Origin of the sequence: Streptomyces sp. HUAS TT7 (genome assembly GCF_051550175.1) — a bacterium.
Lineage (GTDB): Bacteria > Actinomycetota > Actinomycetes > Streptomycetales > Streptomycetaceae > Streptomyces.
Genome location: NZ_CP196175.1, coordinates 4,416,301 through 4,430,656 on the forward strand (window position 1 = coordinate 4,416,301; position 14,356 = coordinate 4,430,656).

The 14,356-nt window shown below is 71.6% G+C and carries 13 protein-coding genes; 7 read left to right on the forward strand and 6 right to left on the reverse strand.

The window, feature by feature from the left end; translation table 11 throughout:
* Positions 1-42 precede the first annotated feature (42 nt).
* Genes ACSHXC_RS19970 through ACSHXC_RS19985 form a run of 4 tightly spaced genes read left to right on the forward strand, consistent with a single transcriptional unit; the run spans position 43 to position 4,417 of the window.
* Positions 43-951: an NTP transferase domain-containing protein gene (locus ACSHXC_RS19970; protein ID WP_438292840.1), complete on the forward strand. Its 909-nt coding sequence runs from the start codon at positions 43-45 to the stop codon at positions 949-951.
* Positions 948-2,300, forward strand: a complete 1,353-nt coding sequence (locus ACSHXC_RS19975) for a molybdopterin molybdotransferase MoeA (RefSeq protein ID WP_438292841.1) — start codon at positions 948-950, stop codon at positions 2,298-2,300. The genes ACSHXC_RS19970 and ACSHXC_RS19975 overlap by 4 nt, the downstream gene beginning before the upstream one ends.
* Before the next feature lie 49 nt (positions 2,301-2,349).
* A complete protein-coding gene (locus ACSHXC_RS19980) occupies positions 2,350-3,429 on the forward strand; it encodes a potassium channel family protein (RefSeq protein WP_438292842.1) in 1,080 nt (359 codons plus the stop codon).
* A gap of 10 nt (positions 3,430-3,439) precedes the next feature.
* On the forward strand, positions 3,440-4,417 hold the full coding sequence (locus ACSHXC_RS19985; RefSeq protein ID WP_438292843.1) for an NAD(P)H-quinone oxidoreductase: 978 nt from the start codon (positions 3,440-3,442) through the stop codon (positions 4,415-4,417).
* An 89-nt stretch (positions 4,418-4,506) separates the two neighbouring features.
* Here the strand turns inward: ACSHXC_RS19985 and ACSHXC_RS19990 are convergent, their stop codons facing one another.
* From ACSHXC_RS19990 to ACSHXC_RS20000, 3 genes are all read right to left on the reverse strand, one after another.
* Positions 4,507-5,046, reverse strand: coding sequence for a bacterial proteasome activator family protein (locus ACSHXC_RS19990; protein WP_438292844.1), 540 nt, complete (start codon positions 5,044-5,046; stop codon positions 4,507-4,509).
* 139 nt (positions 5,047-5,185) lie between these two features.
* Positions 5,186-5,743: a hypothetical protein gene (locus ACSHXC_RS19995; protein WP_438292845.1), complete on the reverse strand. Its 558-nt coding sequence runs from the start codon at positions 5,741-5,743 to the stop codon at positions 5,186-5,188.
* Between the two features lie 199 nt (positions 5,744-5,942).
* The gene (locus ACSHXC_RS20000) at positions 5,943-7,550 is read right to left on the reverse strand and encodes a protein kinase domain-containing protein (RefSeq protein ID WP_438292846.1); all 1,608 of its coding nucleotides are present in this window, start codon (positions 7,548-7,550) and stop codon (positions 5,943-5,945) included.
* Between the two features lie 323 nt (positions 7,551-7,873).
* Here ACSHXC_RS20000 and ACSHXC_RS20005 point away from each other — a divergent pair, with 323 nt between their 5' ends.
* Positions 7,874-9,583 carry a protein kinase domain-containing protein gene (locus tag ACSHXC_RS20005; RefSeq protein WP_438292847.1) on the forward strand — a complete coding sequence of 570 codons (1,710 nt, stop codon included), beginning with the start codon at positions 7,874-7,876 and terminating at the stop codon, positions 9,581-9,583.
* Between the two features lie 13 nt (positions 9,584-9,596).
* Here the strand turns inward: ACSHXC_RS20005 and ACSHXC_RS20010 are convergent, their stop codons facing one another.
* The 3 genes from ACSHXC_RS20010 to ACSHXC_RS20020 form a co-directional block, all read right to left on the reverse strand.
* Positions 9,597-10,610, reverse strand: coding sequence for a phosphotransferase (locus ACSHXC_RS20010; RefSeq protein WP_438292848.1), 1,014 nt, complete (start codon positions 10,608-10,610; stop codon positions 9,597-9,599).
* A gap of 15 nt (positions 10,611-10,625) precedes the next feature.
* A complete protein-coding gene (locus tag ACSHXC_RS20015) occupies positions 10,626-11,042 on the reverse strand; it encodes a pyridoxamine 5'-phosphate oxidase family protein (RefSeq protein ID WP_438292849.1) in 417 nt (138 codons plus the stop codon).
* Between the two features lie 128 nt (positions 11,043-11,170).
* Entirely contained in the window at positions 11,171-11,833 is a 663-nt protein-coding gene (locus ACSHXC_RS20020) for a response regulator (RefSeq protein ID WP_100575501.1), read from the reverse strand.
* Positions 11,834-12,218: 385 nt separating this feature from the next.
* Between ACSHXC_RS20020 and pdhA the strand changes: the two genes are divergently transcribed.
* A complete protein-coding gene (gene pdhA, locus ACSHXC_RS20025; RefSeq protein WP_438292850.1) occupies positions 12,219-13,373 on the forward strand; it encodes a pyruvate dehydrogenase (acetyl-transferring) E1 component subunit alpha in 1,155 nt (384 codons plus the stop codon).
* Positions 13,374-13,375: 2 nt separating this feature from the next.
* Positions 13,376-14,356: an alpha-ketoacid dehydrogenase subunit beta gene (locus ACSHXC_RS20030; RefSeq protein WP_438292851.1), complete on the forward strand. Its 981-nt coding sequence runs from the start codon at positions 13,376-13,378 to the stop codon at positions 14,354-14,356.

Here is a 14,356-nt window from a genome sequence, read left to right on the forward strand (position 1 = left end):
CGCGGGGGTGGCGGTGATCGTCCGGCGGCCCATACTCGGGAGATGACCGCGTATGACGCCGCAGCACGCGCGCATGAGGCCGCAGCATCCGCACCGTATGACGCCGTAGTACTCGCCGGAGGCGCCGCCAAGCGGCTGGGCGGCGCCGACAAACCCGGGCTCAGCGTGGGCGGCCGGCCCCTGCTCGACCGGGTGCTCACCGCCTGCGCGGGTGCCGCGACCACCGTGGTGGTGGGTGGGCGGCGGCCCACCGTACGGCCCGTGGAGTGGACGCGGGAGGAACCGGCCGGCGGCGGACCGCTGGCCGCTCTGGACGCCGGGCTGCGCCGTACCTCGGCCGAGAGCGTGCTCGTGCTCTCGGCCGATCTGCCGTTCCTGGCCGCGCCGACCGTCGACGCCCTCCTCGACGAGCTGCGGCGCACCGGCCGCGAAGGCGCGCTCTGTACCGACGCCGACGGCCGCGACCAGCCGCTGGTCGCCGCCTACCGTGCCGAACCACTGCGCCGCGAGCTCGCGCTGCTCGCCACCGAGCACGGCTCGCTCGCCGGGCTCCCGCTGCGGCTGCTGACCCGCGAACTCGGCCTCGCCCGCATCACCGCGGACCCGCTCGCCTCCTTCGACTGCGACACCTGGGAGGACCTCGCCGCTGCCCGGGCCCGGATCAGGGACCATGGGGGCGTGCTGGACGAATGGATCACCGCAGTCAAGGACGAACTCGGCATCGAGCTGGACGTCGACACCGGCGTCCTGCTGGACCTCGCCAGGGACGCCGCCTACGGCGTCGCCCGGCCCGCCGCGCCGCTCACCACCTTCCTGGTCGGCTACGCCGCCGCGAAGGCGGGCGGCGAGGGCAAGGACGTGGTGGAGGCGGCCCGTAAGGCTGCCGCGCTCGCCAACCGCTGGGCTGCCGAGACCGAGGCAGCCGACGGCCCGAAGAACGACGCCGGATGACCGCCCGGAGCCCGGCGGCGGACGACGGATCCGACGAGGCCCTCGCCCTGCTGCGCGACGCCCGGCCGGCGCCGGGCCCGCCCGGGGAGAGCCGGCCGCAGGGCCAGGACCGCGCCGAGCCCGCCGCCCGCCCGGCCCCGCGCCACCGGGCCTCCGCCTGGGCCGATGCCCGGAACGTGGCCGCCCGGGCAGGCCGGGCCGCACCCGCCCGCTCCCACCGGGTGCCGCTGGACCAGGCCCTGGGCGAGATCCTCACCGAGCCGCTCACCGCGCTCACCGACCTGCCGTCCTTCGACACCTCCGCCATGGACGGCTGGGCCGTCGCCGGGCCCGGCCCCTGGGAGGTGCAGGACGGCGGCGTCCTCGCCGGACACGCCGCGCCCGGCGCCCTCGCCGACGGCGAGGCCGTACGCATCGCCACCGGGGCCCGCATCCCCGCCGGTGCCACTGCGGTGATCCGCAGCGAGCACGCCCGCACCGACGAGGCCCGCACCCAGCTCCAGGCCGACCGTGTGGTGCTGCACGGCCAGGACATCCGCCCGCGCGGCCAGGAGTGCCGCTCGGGCGACGTTCTGCTGCCCGCGACCGCGCTGGTCACCCCGGCCGTGCTCGGCCTCGCCGCGGCCGCCGGATACGACGAGCTCGCCACCGTCCCCCGGCCCCGCGTCGAGATCCTGGTGCTCGGCGACGAACTCCTCACCCGGGGTCTCCCCCACGACGGGCTGATCCGGGACGCGCTCGGCCCGATGCTTGGGTTCTGGCTGCGCGCGCTCGGAGCCGAGGTCATCGGGACCCGGCGGCTGAAGGACGACGCGGGCGCGCTGCTCGCCGCCGTCACCGGCTCCTCGGCCGACCTCGTGATCACGACGGGCGGCACGGCGTCCGGACCGGTCGACCACGTCCACCCCGTGCTGCACAAGGCCGGCGCCGAGCTCCTGGTCGACGGGGTCGCCGTGCGGCCCGGCCATCCCATGCTCCTTGCACAGATCGGGGTGACAAAGCACTTGGTCGGACTGCCCGGCAACCCGCTCGCCGCGGTGTCGGGACTGCTCACCCTGGCCGAGCCGCTGCTGCGTGAACTCGCGCACCGGGCAAGGGCGGTGACGTACACCGCGCCGCTGCGCAACGAGGTGCAGGGGCATCCGCACGACACCCGGCTCGTGCCGGTGGTGCACCGCGCGGAGCGGGTCGTGCCGTTGCACTACAACGGGCCGGCGATGCTGCGCGGGATCGCCGCCGCCGACGGGCTCGCCGTGGTGCCGCCCGGCGGGGCGCGGGCGGGCCAGGAGGTCGAGATCCTCGATCTGCCGTGGGCTCAAGCAGGCCCGGGCGAGGGGTGTTTCACGTGAAACAGCGTGCTCGCATCCCCAACTCCCGCCTGGGTAAAGGGTGTTTCACGTGAAACTGCCCGGCCATGACGCGATCGCACGCCAGGCGGGCGAGAATCTGATCACTCGGCGGGTGAAGCTGCCCCGCCGGGTCGTCGACCGGCCGTTGCGCCAGGTCGCCAAGCGGCTCCTCATGGCGCTCGCCGTGCTGATACTGACGACCCTCATCGTCTGGATCGACCGCGACGGTTATCACGACAACGCCAACGGCAAGGTCGACTTCCTCGACGCCGTCTACTACGCCACCGTCACGCTCTCCACGACGGGCTACGGCGACATCGTCCCCTACAGCGACAGTGCCCGGCTCACCAACATCCTGCTGGTCACACCGCTGCGCGTGCTGTTCCTGATCATCCTCGTCGGAACCACTCTCGAAGTCCTCACCGAACGGACCCGCGAAGAGTGGCGGCTCAACCGCTGGAAGGCTCAATTGCGAGAGCACACCGTCATCGTGGGCTTCGGGACGAAGGGCCGGTCGGCGATCCAGACCCTGTGCGCGACGGGCCTGAAGAAGGAGCAGGTCGTGATCGTCGACCCGAGCGCGAAGGTGATCGAGACCGCCAACGCGGAGGGCTTCGTCGGCGTCATCGGCGATGCCACCCGCAGCGACGTGCTGCTGCGGGCCGAACTGCAAAAGGCCCGCCAGGTCGTCATCGCCACCCAGCGCGACGACACCGCGGTCCTGGTCACGCTGACGGCCCGCCAGCTCAACCGGGGTGCGAAGATCGTCGCCGCGGTGCGGGAGGAGGAGAACGCGCCTCTGCTGCGCCAGTCCGGCGCGGACGCCGTCATCACCAGCGCCAGCGCGGCCGGCCGGCTGCTCGGCCTCTCCGTGCTCAGCCCGAGCGCGGGCACAGTGATGGAGGACCTGATCCAGCAGGGCAGCGGGCTCGACATGGTGGAGCGGCCCGTGAAGAAGAGCGAGGTCGGCCGCGGGGTGCGGGAGACCGAGGACCTGGTGGTGAGCGTGCTGCGCGGCCACCGGCTGCTCGCGTACGACGACGCCAAGGCGAGCCCGCTCCAGCTCACCGACCGGCTCATCACGATCGTACGAGCCGGTGGCACGCCGGTTGACGGTCAGCCGGAGTAGCGTCGCCCGCATGTATGCGATCACGATTCCTGAGCCGGGCGGTCCCGAGGCGCTGGTCTGGGCCGAGGTACCCGATCCCGTACCGGGCGAGGGCGAGGTCCTCGTCGAGGTGGCCGCGGCCGCCGTCAACCGTGCCGATGTGCTCCAGCGCCAGGGCTTCTACAACCCGCCGCCCGGGGCGTCCCCGTACCCGGGCCTGGAGTGCTCCGGGCGGATTGCCGCGCTGGGGCCCGGAGTGTCCGGGTGGAGCGTCGGCGACGAGGTGTGCGCGCTGCTGAGCGGCGGAGGCTACGCCGAGAAGGTGGCCGTGCCGATCGGCCAGCTGCTGCCCGTGCCCGACGGCGTGGACCTGGCCCAGGCAGCGGCCCTGCCCGAGGTCGTCTGCACCGTGTGGTCCAACGTGTTCATGGTTTCCCACCTGCGGCCCGGCGAGACGCTCCTGGTGCACGGCGGGGCGAGCGGCATCGGCACGATGGCGATCCAGCTCGGCAAGGCGATCGGCGCCAGGGTCGCGGTCACGGCCGGCGGTCCCGACAAGCTGGCGCGCTGCGCCGAGCTGGGCGCGGACATCCTCGTCGACTACCGCGAACAGGACTTCGTGGACGAGGTGTTGAAGGCCACGGACGGCGTCGGCGCCGACGTCATCCTCGACATCATGGGCGCCAAGTACCTGGAGCGGAACGTGCGGGCGCTCGCCGTGAACGGGCGGCTCGCGGTGATCGGCCTCCAAGGCGGTGCCAAGGGCGAGCTGAACCTGGGCGCGCTGCTCACCAAGCGGGCCGCCGTCACCGCGACGTCGCTGCGGGGCCGGCCCGCCGCCGAGAAGGCGGCGATCGTGGCGGCCGTGCGCGAGCACGTGTGGCCGCTGATCGCGGGCGGCCGGGTGCGGCCCGTGGTGGACCGGACGCTGCCGCTGTCGGACGCCGCCGAGGGCCACCGGGTGCTCGAAGCCTCCACCCATGTGGGCAAGGTGCTGCTGACGGTCTGACGGCCTGGTGAACGCGGAGAGGGGGCGCCGGGAAGGCGCCCCCTCTCACTGCTCGATATGACGGGCCGGCGAGGCCGGCGAGGGCCGGGTTACAGGTACGGGCCCGAGCGGGCGCCCGCGTGCGGGGCGTCGTCGTCCTCGTCGTCGTGCGAGACACCGGGCGGCAGCGCGCGGCGCATCTGCTCCAGCTGGGCGCGGGCCGCCATCTGCTGGGCGAACAGGGCCGTCTGGATCCCGTGGAAGAGGCCTTCGAGCCAGCCGACCAACTGGGCCTGTGCGATGCGGAGTTCGGCCTCCGAGGGGATCGCCTCGTCGGTGAACGGCAGGGAGAGCCGCTCCAGTTCCTCGACCAGCTCCGGCGCCAGGCCGTCTTCCAGTTCCTTCACGGACGAGGCGTGGATGTCCTTGAGGCGTACTCGGCTCGCCTCGTCGAGAGGAGCCGCGCGGACTTCCTCAAGGAGCTGCTTGATCATGCTGCCGATACGCATGACTTTTGCCGGCTGTTCGACCATCTCCGTCACCGGGACCTCGCGGGACTCGTCGTCTCCACCGCCGATGGCCATACCGTCCTGGCCTACGACCAGGATGTGGGGGCTGTCCGGCGACTTATCGTTCCTCGGCATCTCCATGCCGCCCATTCTCTCGCACACGTGCCTCACATCACGTTGTGCCCCCGGGAAGGGGTGATCCACCGCCCGCCGGGCGACGATTCCCGCCGGACGAGGGTGGTTTCACGTGAAACAGCCGCCCGCTTTCCCGGCACCTCTTTCACGGCCGCCGGAGCCGCAGGGCCAGGAATCCGAGCCCCAGGCCGGTCAATGCCAGGCCCGCCCCCAGTGAGAGGACGTGGACGCGCAGGTCGTCATCGGCGGACACGGCCTGCGGCGCCTGATGGTGCCGGGCCGGGGGGAGGATGCCGCCGGTCGTGGGGGTGGGCGTGAGCGTGGGCGCCGGGGGCAGAACCTGCTCCGGGGTCTGCGGGGCCGCCCCGACCTGGGCCGGTGCCATCTCGTCGGAGTCCGCCGTGTCGGGGGCGTACGGCAGGAAGTGGTACGCCGGATCCACCCGGCCCGGCCGGATCCGGCCCTCGCCCGCCCGGCTGCCCGCCAGGTGCTGGTCCTCGGAGACGGCCCGGGAGGCGGTGGTACGGGGTGAGGCCCGCGAGGGTTCGCTGTGGGGCGAGGCCTGCGCCGTGCCGGAGGGGGGCGAGGTCGGGAGCAGGCCGGGTGACGGGGTGGCGGCGGCGAGGGCGTACGGCAGGGGCGTCAGGAGCAGCGCCCCCGTCAGCGATGCGGCCGCGGTGAGCGACCGGATCCCTGGAGCCATGACAGGGCCCCTTCCCGAAGGGACGTGCAGGATCGCCTGGGGTGACCGAATCAGCGTCACACGGGGCGAGTTGTGCGGCATCCCGGGAGCTGCCCGGCGTGCGCCGAATGGGACGGGCGGCGCCGACCGCCGCAACCCTGGTACGCGCGAAAGCCCGGCACCAGGAGTGCCGGGCCTTGTCCGAACGAACGGCGCGCGGTTACTGCGCGGGCGCGTTGCCCGACGAGATCGTCAGCGTGAACTGGGCGTTCTTCTTGTCCACGTCCACACCGGCGGCGGGGAACTGGGTGATCACCACATCCTGGCCCCACTGGCCGTTGTCGGCGGTCTCGGTGTTCACCTTCCAGCCCGCGGCTTGGATGCAGGACTTCGCCGACAGGATGTCCTTGTAGGTGAAGTCCGGCGCCTGGACCTTGCCCGGGTCCACCGTGGAGGTCTGCGGCGAGGTGCACTTCTCGGTGTTCATCGTGCGGTCGCGCTCCGGGCCCTTGTGGCCCGCGGCCGGCGCCGAGCTGCTGGCCTTGGCGCCGCCGCCGGTGCCGCCCGAGTCGTCCTTGTTCATCATCACCGCGGTGATGAGGCCGCCGACCGCGAGCAGGGCCACCGCGATCGCGCCCACGATCACGGGGGTGTTCCGCTTCGAACCGCCGGAGGCGGCCGGAGCGGCCTGGGGGGAGATCGTGTACGGCGGAGGTGTCTGGGCTGCCATCGGGGCGGGCTGCGGGGCCTGCTGCGGGTACCCGTACGAGGGCTGCGGGGTCGGCGCCGGGGTCGGCGGACCGTAGGGGCCCGGCTGGTACGGCGTCTGCACATTGCCCTGGAGGCCGGGCGCGGCCTGCGAGTCGAGCGGCGGGAAGACCGTCGCGCCGACACCCGCGCCGCTGGCAGGCGGGGCGCCGCCGGTGATGACCGGGGCCGCGCCCATCTGGCCCGCGTTGGCGATCCGCAGGATCTCGTCGTGCATGGCCTGGGCGCTCGGGAAGCGCTCGTTCGGGTTCTTCTTCAGCGCGCGGGCGACCAGTGCGTCCACGGCCGGGGTGATCGACCGGTTCACCGAGGAGGGCGCGACCGGCTCCTCCTGGACATGTGCGTACGCGATCGCCAGCGGCGAGTCCGCGTCGAAGGGGATGCGTCCGGTCAGCAGCTGGAAGAGCATGATGCCGACCGAGTACAGGTCGGAGCGGGCGTCCACGCCGCGGCCAAGGGCCTGCTCGGGGGACAGGTACTGGGGGGTGCCGACGACCATGCCGGTCTGCGTCATGGAGGTGACGCCGGACTGCATGGCGCGGGCGATGCCGAAGTCCATGACCTTGACGACGCCGCGCTTGGTCATCATGACGTTGCCCGGCTTGATGTCCCGGTGGACCAGGCCCATCTCGTGGCTGACCTCAAGGGCGGCGAGCACGTCGGCGGTCACCTTGAGGGCCTTGTCGGCGGGCATCGCGCCGTACTGCTGGATGTCGCGGTGCAGCGTCGAGCCGAGCGGCTCGCCCTCCACGTACTCCATGACGATGTACGGCATCAGCGCGCCACCGAGCTCGTCCTCGCCGGTGTCGAAGACGGAGACGATGTTGGTGTGCTGCAGCTTGGCGACGGCCTGGGCCTCGCGGCGGAACCGCTCGCGGAACGACTGTTCCCGGCCGAGTTCCGTGTGCAGCGTCTTGATGGCGACCTGGCGGTCCAGAGCGGAGTCGTACGCGAGGTACACCGAGGCCATGCCGCCCTCGCCGAGGAGGTCGCGCAGCTGGTAGCGCCCGCCCGCGATGGATCCGCCCGCATAGCGGCCGTGTGCGCCGTCCTGGCTCATGACTGTGCATCCCCCTTGGCGCGGTGGCCAGTGCTGATCCTCGATTTTTCAGGCCAAGTCTGCCCGAGGGGTCACCCACGTCAAGCCGGGTGCCCGTTCCGTGACCGTACGCACTGGAAGAGTCTCGCAAGCGTTACAGGACCGGCATCGAAAACGTACGGGATTTGCATGGGTACACGCGGAACCGATTGGATGGCCGGTCCATCCCGGACCGGCGCCCCGTGTTGACGCTGTAGCGTGCACTACTGCACAACCAGCGGAAGAGCACGACGGAAGACCGTAAGGAAGACCGCGGACGCGGCCAGATACGACGGCGAGGACTGATGGCACCCGAACCCGACGGAAACGGCGCCGGGATGGCCGATGCGCAGGACCACGAGTCGTGGGTCGGCGGACTCGTCGGCGACGGCCGTTACCGCCTCACCCACCGGCTGGGGCGTGGCGGTATGGCGGAGGTGTTCGCCGCCGAGGACGTGCGCCTGGGCCGTACCGTTGCCGTGAAGCTGCTGCGTGCGGATCTTGCCGAGGACCCGGTGTCCAAGGCGCGGTTCACGCGTGAGGCGCAGTCGGTGGCGGGGCTGAACCACCATGCGGTGGTGGCGGTGTACGACTCCGGTGAGGATTTCGTGGGCGGTCAGACCGTCCCGTACATCGTGATGGAGCTCGTCGAGGGCCGCACGATCCGCGACCTCCTGGTGGACGCGGACGCGCCGCCGCCGGAGCAGGCGCTGATCATCGTCTCCGGTGTGCTTGAGGCGCTGGCGTACTCGCACCAGCACGGGATCGTGCACCGTGACATCAAGCCCGCCAACGTGATCATCACGGACACGGGCGCGGTCAAGGTGATGGACTTCGGCATCGCGCGGGCGCTGCACGGCGCCCAGTCGACGATGACGCAGACCGGCATGGTCATGGGCACCCCGCAGTACCTGTCGCCCGAGCAGGCGCTGGGCAAGGCCGTCGACCACCGCTCCGACCTGTACGCGACCGGCTGCCTGCTGTACGAACTCCTGGCGCTGCGGCCCCCGTTCGTGGGCGAGACGCCGCTGAGCGTGGTCTACCAGCACGTCCAGGACATGCCGGTGCCGCCGTCGCAGGTGACCCATGTCGCGCCGCCGGAACTCGACGGCCTGGTCATGCGTTCTCTCGCCAAGGACCCGGACGACCGTTTCCAGTCCGCCGAGGAGATGCGCGGCCTGGTCCAGTACGGCCTGCAGATGCTCCAGGCGCAGGGCGGCCACACCGGCACCTGGAACACCGGCCCGGTCGAGCTGATGCACGAGGGCGCCCACACCCCGGCGATGGGCACCACCGGCGCGACGGCGGCCATGGGCCACCCCGTGCACGGGGACACCTCGCAGTTCGGCGGGCCGATCCTGCCGCCGATGAACCCGGACGACGGCGGTTACGACGGCTACGGACACGGCGGTCACAAGCAGGGCGGCGGCCGCGGCGGCAAGATGGTGCTGTTCGTGGTGCTCGCGATCGTCGCGATCGCGGTGGGTGTCGCCTTCGCCCTGAAGGCCACGAACACCTCGGGTGGCGGTGGCGGCGGGAGCACCAACTCGCCGACGCCGAAGACCTCGCCGTCGGTCTCCCAGTCGGACACCCCGTCGACGCAGGACACCCCGGGCACCAGCCAGGGCCCGTCCTACGGCAGCAGCTCGAACGGCAACGGCGAGTCGCCCTCGACGCACCGCTCGCGCTCCTCCTCGCCGACACCGAGCAAGTCGCACTCCTCGCACTCGCCGGGCACCGACCAGGGCACGACGTCCGGCACGAGCCAGGGCACCGACCAGGGCACCAGCTCCGGGAACGAGGGCACCAGCTCGGGGAACACCGGCACCTCCAGTGGCAACACGGGGACGTCGGCCGGGAACACGGGCACCACCCAGGGCACCAGCTCGGGGAACACCGGCACCTCCAGTGGCAACACGGGGACGTCGGCCGGGAACACGGGCACCACCCAGGGCACCAGCGCCGGGAACACCGGCACCTCCGCCGGCCCCGGTGGCACCAAGCCGACCCCCTGACCGGAGCCGAAGCTCACCCCGCGAAGGCCTCGCACACCGCCTCGTACTCGCGGGTCCACCAGACCGCCAGGGCCGACGCCGCAGGAAACTGCGGGTCGGCCCTTCGGTCGTGCAGCTGGTAGCGCCAGCGCAGGATCCAGAAGTCGTTGAGCCGCTCCCACCACACCCGGTGCACCGCGGCCGCGAGCTCCTCGGCATCCGCCCCGGCGGCCCGCCGGTAGGCCCGCGCGTACGCCCGTACCTTGGACAGCTCCAGCTCGCCCGAGGGGCGTACGAAGAAGATCGCGGCGGCCCGGACCGCCTCCTCGGCGCGCGGCTGGACGCCGAGCCGGTCCCAGTCGACGATCGCGGCGGGTTCGGCCGAGCGGCCCTCGCCCCGGTACAGCAGGTTCAGCGGATGGAAGTCGCCGTGCACCCAGGTGCCGGTGACCGGGGCGGCCGGGCGGCGGTGGGCGTGCTGGCCGAGCAGCACCCGCCGCTCCAGGAGCCGGTGTTCGGCGAGTTCGTCGAAGACGTCCCGGGGCCGGTGCCTGCGGGCCCGCGCCACCAGGTCGTCGATGAGCGCGAAAGTGTCCGCGGGGTCGGCGCTGAGATGCTCGGCCTGCGGCACGTCGGGCTCCATGACCTGGGCCAGGCACGTGTGCACGAGCCCGAGCAGCGCCCCGAGCCGGCGGGACTCCATGGCACACAGCTGGGCGCCGTCGCGGTGGCGGCCGTGCACCCAGGGGTGCAGGGCGTAGCAGTGGCCGCCGATCACCGCGACGGTGTCGCCGGCGGCGTCCGGTACGGGCGGGGCGACGGGCACGCCGAGGGCCTGGAGGCGTTCGGTGGCCCGGTGCTGGCGGGCGATGGCCTCGTGGTCGCCGTCCAGGTGGTGCTTGAGGAAGTAGTCGCCGCGGGTGGTGGCGAGCCGGTAGCCGCGGTTCAGCAGGCCCTGGGCGACCCGTTCGCAGGAGAGCGGCTCACCGGGGGACTCGTAGCGGCGCAGGAGGTCGCCCACGGGTGGAGTTGCAGATGAGCGCGGCACTCTTCAGATGTTAGATCACGCCACGTACTTGAGTTGTCGCTCTTTGGAGTAGTCCAGCGAATGGACGGTCACGAACTGAGGTTCGATTCGCATGTACACGGGATCGAAGGGCTCCCCGTCGACCGCGCGGGGGTCGTCGCCGAACAGCGCCAGCTCCCCGGCGGTCGGCTCGAAGGGCTCGGCGGTGCCGGTGAACTGCACCGACCACACGTCGACCTCGCCCGAGCCGAGGTTGTCCGCGCCGTACGCGACCACGCTGCCCAGGCACGCGTGGTGGTAGCCGAGCCCCGCGTGCAGCCGCAGCAGGACGCAGCCGTCGACCACGATGTGGCGGGCCGGGGCCACGAACGGCAGCGCTCGCATGCTGGTCGCGACGCGGCCGTACGGAACGCGGCCGAGCAGCTCGATGGCGCGGGCTTCCTCGGAGGACATGCCCCCACCTTTGCGGCCCGCGGCGGCCGGTGAAAGAGCCCGGGGCCCCGCGCATCCGGGCCCGGGGCCCCGCGCATCCGGGCCCTAGGTCCCGAATGACCGGCCCGGGCCCCGTCGGTGAGAGGTGCTCAGTGGTTCTTCTCGGCCTGGATCCGGGCCACGTACGCGGCGGCCTGGGAGCGGCGCTCCATGCCGAGCTTGGACAGGAGCGAGGAGACGTAGTTCTTGATCGTCTTCTCCGCGAGGTGCAGGCGCTCGCCGATCACGCGGTTGGTGAGGCCCTCGCCGATCAGGTCGAGGATCTTGCGTTCCTGCTCGGTGAGGTTGGCCAGGCGGTCGTCGCCCTTGCTCTTGCCGCCGTCGCGCAGCCGCTCCAGGACGCGGGCGGTGGCCACGGGGTCGAGCAGCGACTTGCCGGCCGCCACGTCACGTACGGCCGTCAGGAGTTCGCTCCCGCGGATCGCCTTGAGGACGTATCCGGAGGCCCCGGCCATGATCGCGTCGAAGAGGGCCTCGTCGTCCGCGAACGAGGTGAGCATCAGGCATTTGATGTCCTCGTTCTGCGAACGGATCTCGCGGCAGACCTCGACTCCGCTGCCGTCCGGGAGCCGGACGTCGAGCACGGCGACGTCGGGGCGGGTGGCGGGAATCCTGACCAGGGCGTCGGCGGCGGTGCCTGCCTCGCCGACCACTTCGATGTCGTCCTCGACGGAAAGCATTTCGTGGACGCCGCGACGGACCACCTCGTGGTCGTCGAGCAGGAATACGGTGATTTTGCCTGTTTCGCGCACGGAATCAGTCTCACACATTCATCCGAAGGCCGCCGGAGAGTGCCATAAGTGACCCCTTCCCGAACCTGCGTGACCGGGATAACGTGCCGTTGTTCCGGCGGCCTGCAAGGCTGTGACCAGCAACTGTTCCCTGCTTTCTCGATTTACTTGGAAATCCAAGCAAAATCGCAGGTCAAGTGGGGTTTCGCAGTAATGCGCAGCACTGGGTAACGTGCCTTTGGCAGGGCGCTCGCCGGGGCACCTGTCACGCCTGATCCCCGGCCGAGCGCGCACACCCCCGTGCACTTGAGACGGACAGGCGAGCCTCCCCCAAGCTCTGGACGAGCCGGGGGACCCCCAGGCTCACCGGCGAACCCGGGAGCCGGACAGACGGAGGAGCACGCACGTGACCGTGGAGAGCACTGCCGCGCGCAAACCGCGACGCAGCAGCAAGCGCACCGCAGGCGCCGGCGCAAGGAAGACGGCCGCCGAGCCCGAGCTCGTACAGCTGCTGACGCCCGAGGGCGAGCGGGTCGAGCACCCTGATTACGACGTCGACCTGAGCCCCGAAGAGCTGCGCGGTCTCTACCGCGACATGGTGCTGACCCGGCGCTTCGACTCCGAAGCCACGTCCCTGCAGCGCCAGGGCGAGCTGGGCCTGTGGGCCTCGCTGCTCGGCCAGGAGGCCGCCCAGATCGGCTCCGGGCGTGCGCTGCGGGACGACGACTACGTCTTCCCGACCTACCGCGAGCACGGCGTCGCCTGGTGCCGCGGCGTCGACCCGACGAACCTGCTGGGCATGTTCCGCGGCGTCAACCACGGTGGCTGGGACCCCAACAGCAACAATTTCCACCTCTACACGATCGTCATCGGCTCGCAGACGCTGCACGCGACCGGTTACGCGATGGGCATCACCAAGGACGGCGCGGACAGCGCCGTGGTCGCCTACTTCGGAGACGGTGCCTCCAGCCAGGGCGACGTCGCGGAGGCCTTCACCTTCTCCGCCGTCTACAACGCCCCGGTCGTGTTCTTCTGCCAGAACAACCAGTGGGCGATCTCCGAGCCCACCGAGAAGCAGACGCGCGTGCCGCTCTACCAGCGCGCACAGGGCTTCGGCTTCCCCGGTGTCCGGGTCGACGGCAACGATGTGCTGGCCTGCCTGGCCGTGACGAAGTCCGCCCTGGAGCGGGCCCGCCGGGGCGAAGGCCCCACCCTGGTCGAGGCGTTCACCTACCGGATGGGCGCGCACACCACCTCCGACGACCCGACGAAGTACCGGGCCGACGAGGAGCGCGAGGCGTGGGAGGCCAAGGACCCGATCCTGCGCCTTCGCACCTACCTGGAGAGCGCGGGTCACGCGGACGCCGCGTTCTTCGAGGAGCTGGAGACCGAGTCGGAGACGCTGGGCAAGCGGGTGCGCGAGGCGGTCCGTGCCATGCCCGACCCCGAGCCCATGGCGATCTTCGAGAACATCTACGCCGACGGCCACGCGCTGGTCGACGAGGAGCGAGCCCAGTTCGCCGCCTACCAGGCATCGTTCGCGGACGGAGAGGGCAACTAGCCATGACCGTACAGAAGTTGCCGATCGCCAAGGCGATCAACGAGTCGCTGGGCAAGGCGATGGAGACCGACCCCAAGGTCCTGGTCATGGGCGAGGACGTCGGCAAGCTCGGCGGTGTCTTCCGCGTCACCGACGGCCTGTTCAAGGACTTCGGCGAGGACCGGGTGATCGACACCCCGCTCGCCGAGTCCGGCATCGTCGGCACCGCGATCGGCCTGGCCCTGCGCGGCTACCGGCCCGTCGTGGAGATCCAGTTCGACGGCTTCGTCTTCCCGGCGTACGACCAGATCGTCACCCAGCTCGCGAAGATGCACGCCCGTGCGCTCGGCAAGATCAAGCTGCCGGTCGTCGTGCGCATCCCCTACGGCGGCGGCATCGGCGCGGTCGAGCACCACAGCGAGTCGCCCGAGGCGCTGTTCGCGCACGTGGCGGGCCTGAAGGTGGTCAGCCCCTCGAACGCGTCGGACGCGTACTGGATGATGCAGCAGGCCATCCAGTCCGACGACCCGGTGATCTTCTTCGAGCCCAAGCGCCGCTACTGGGACAAGGGCGAGGTCGACACGGAGGCCATCCCGGCCCCGCTGCACAAGGCCCGTACGGTACGCGCCGGTTCGGACCTCACGCTGGTCGCCTACGGCCCGATGGTGAAGGTCTGCCTCGAAGCGGCCGCCGCCGCCCAGGAAGAGGGCAAGTCGATCGAGGTCGTGGACCTGCGCTCGATGTCCCCGATCGACTTCGACGCCGTCCAGGCCTCGGTCGAGCGGACCGGCCGCCTGGTCGTCGTCCACGAGGCACCGGTCTTCTACGGCGCCGGAGCGGAGATTGCCGCGCGGATCACCGAGCGGTGCTTCTACCACCTGGAGGCCCCGGTGCTCCGGGTCGGCGGCTACCACGCCCCGTACCCGCCGGCGCGCCTGGAGGAGGAGTACCTGCCGGGTCTCGACCGGGTGCTCGACGCCGTCGACCGCTCGCTGGCGTACTGA

Excerpts from the sequence above, each read along its gene's own strand:
- ACSHXC_RS19970 (WP_438292840.1), top strand. The coding sequence starts at position 43 with ATGACCGCGTATGACGCCGCAGCACGCGCGCATGAGGCCGCAGCATCC.
- ACSHXC_RS19975 (WP_438292841.1), top strand. The coding sequence starts at position 948 with ATGACCGCCCGGAGCCCGGCGGCGGACGACGGATCCGACGAGGCCCTC.
- ACSHXC_RS19985 (WP_438292843.1), top strand. The coding sequence starts at position 3,440 with ATGTATGCGATCACGATTCCTGAGCCGGGCGGTCCCGAGGCGCTGGTC.
- ACSHXC_RS19990 (WP_438292844.1), bottom strand. The coding sequence starts at position 5,046 with ATGGAGATGCCGAGGAACGATAAGTCGCCGGACAGCCCCCACATCCTG.
- ACSHXC_RS19995 (WP_438292845.1), bottom strand. The coding sequence starts at position 5,743 with ATGGCTCCAGGGATCCGGTCGCTCACCGCGGCCGCATCGCTGACGGGG.
- ACSHXC_RS20000 (WP_438292846.1), bottom strand. The coding sequence starts at position 7,550 with ATGAGCCAGGACGGCGCACACGGCCGCTATGCGGGCGGATCCATCGCG.
- ACSHXC_RS20005 (WP_438292847.1), top strand. The coding sequence starts at position 7,874 with ATGGCACCCGAACCCGACGGAAACGGCGCCGGGATGGCCGATGCGCAG.
- ACSHXC_RS20015 (WP_438292849.1), bottom strand. The coding sequence starts at position 11,042 with ATGTCCTCCGAGGAAGCCCGCGCCATCGAGCTGCTCGGCCGCGTTCCG.
- ACSHXC_RS20030 (WP_438292851.1), top strand. The coding sequence starts at position 13,376 with ATGACCGTACAGAAGTTGCCGATCGCCAAGGCGATCAACGAGTCGCTG.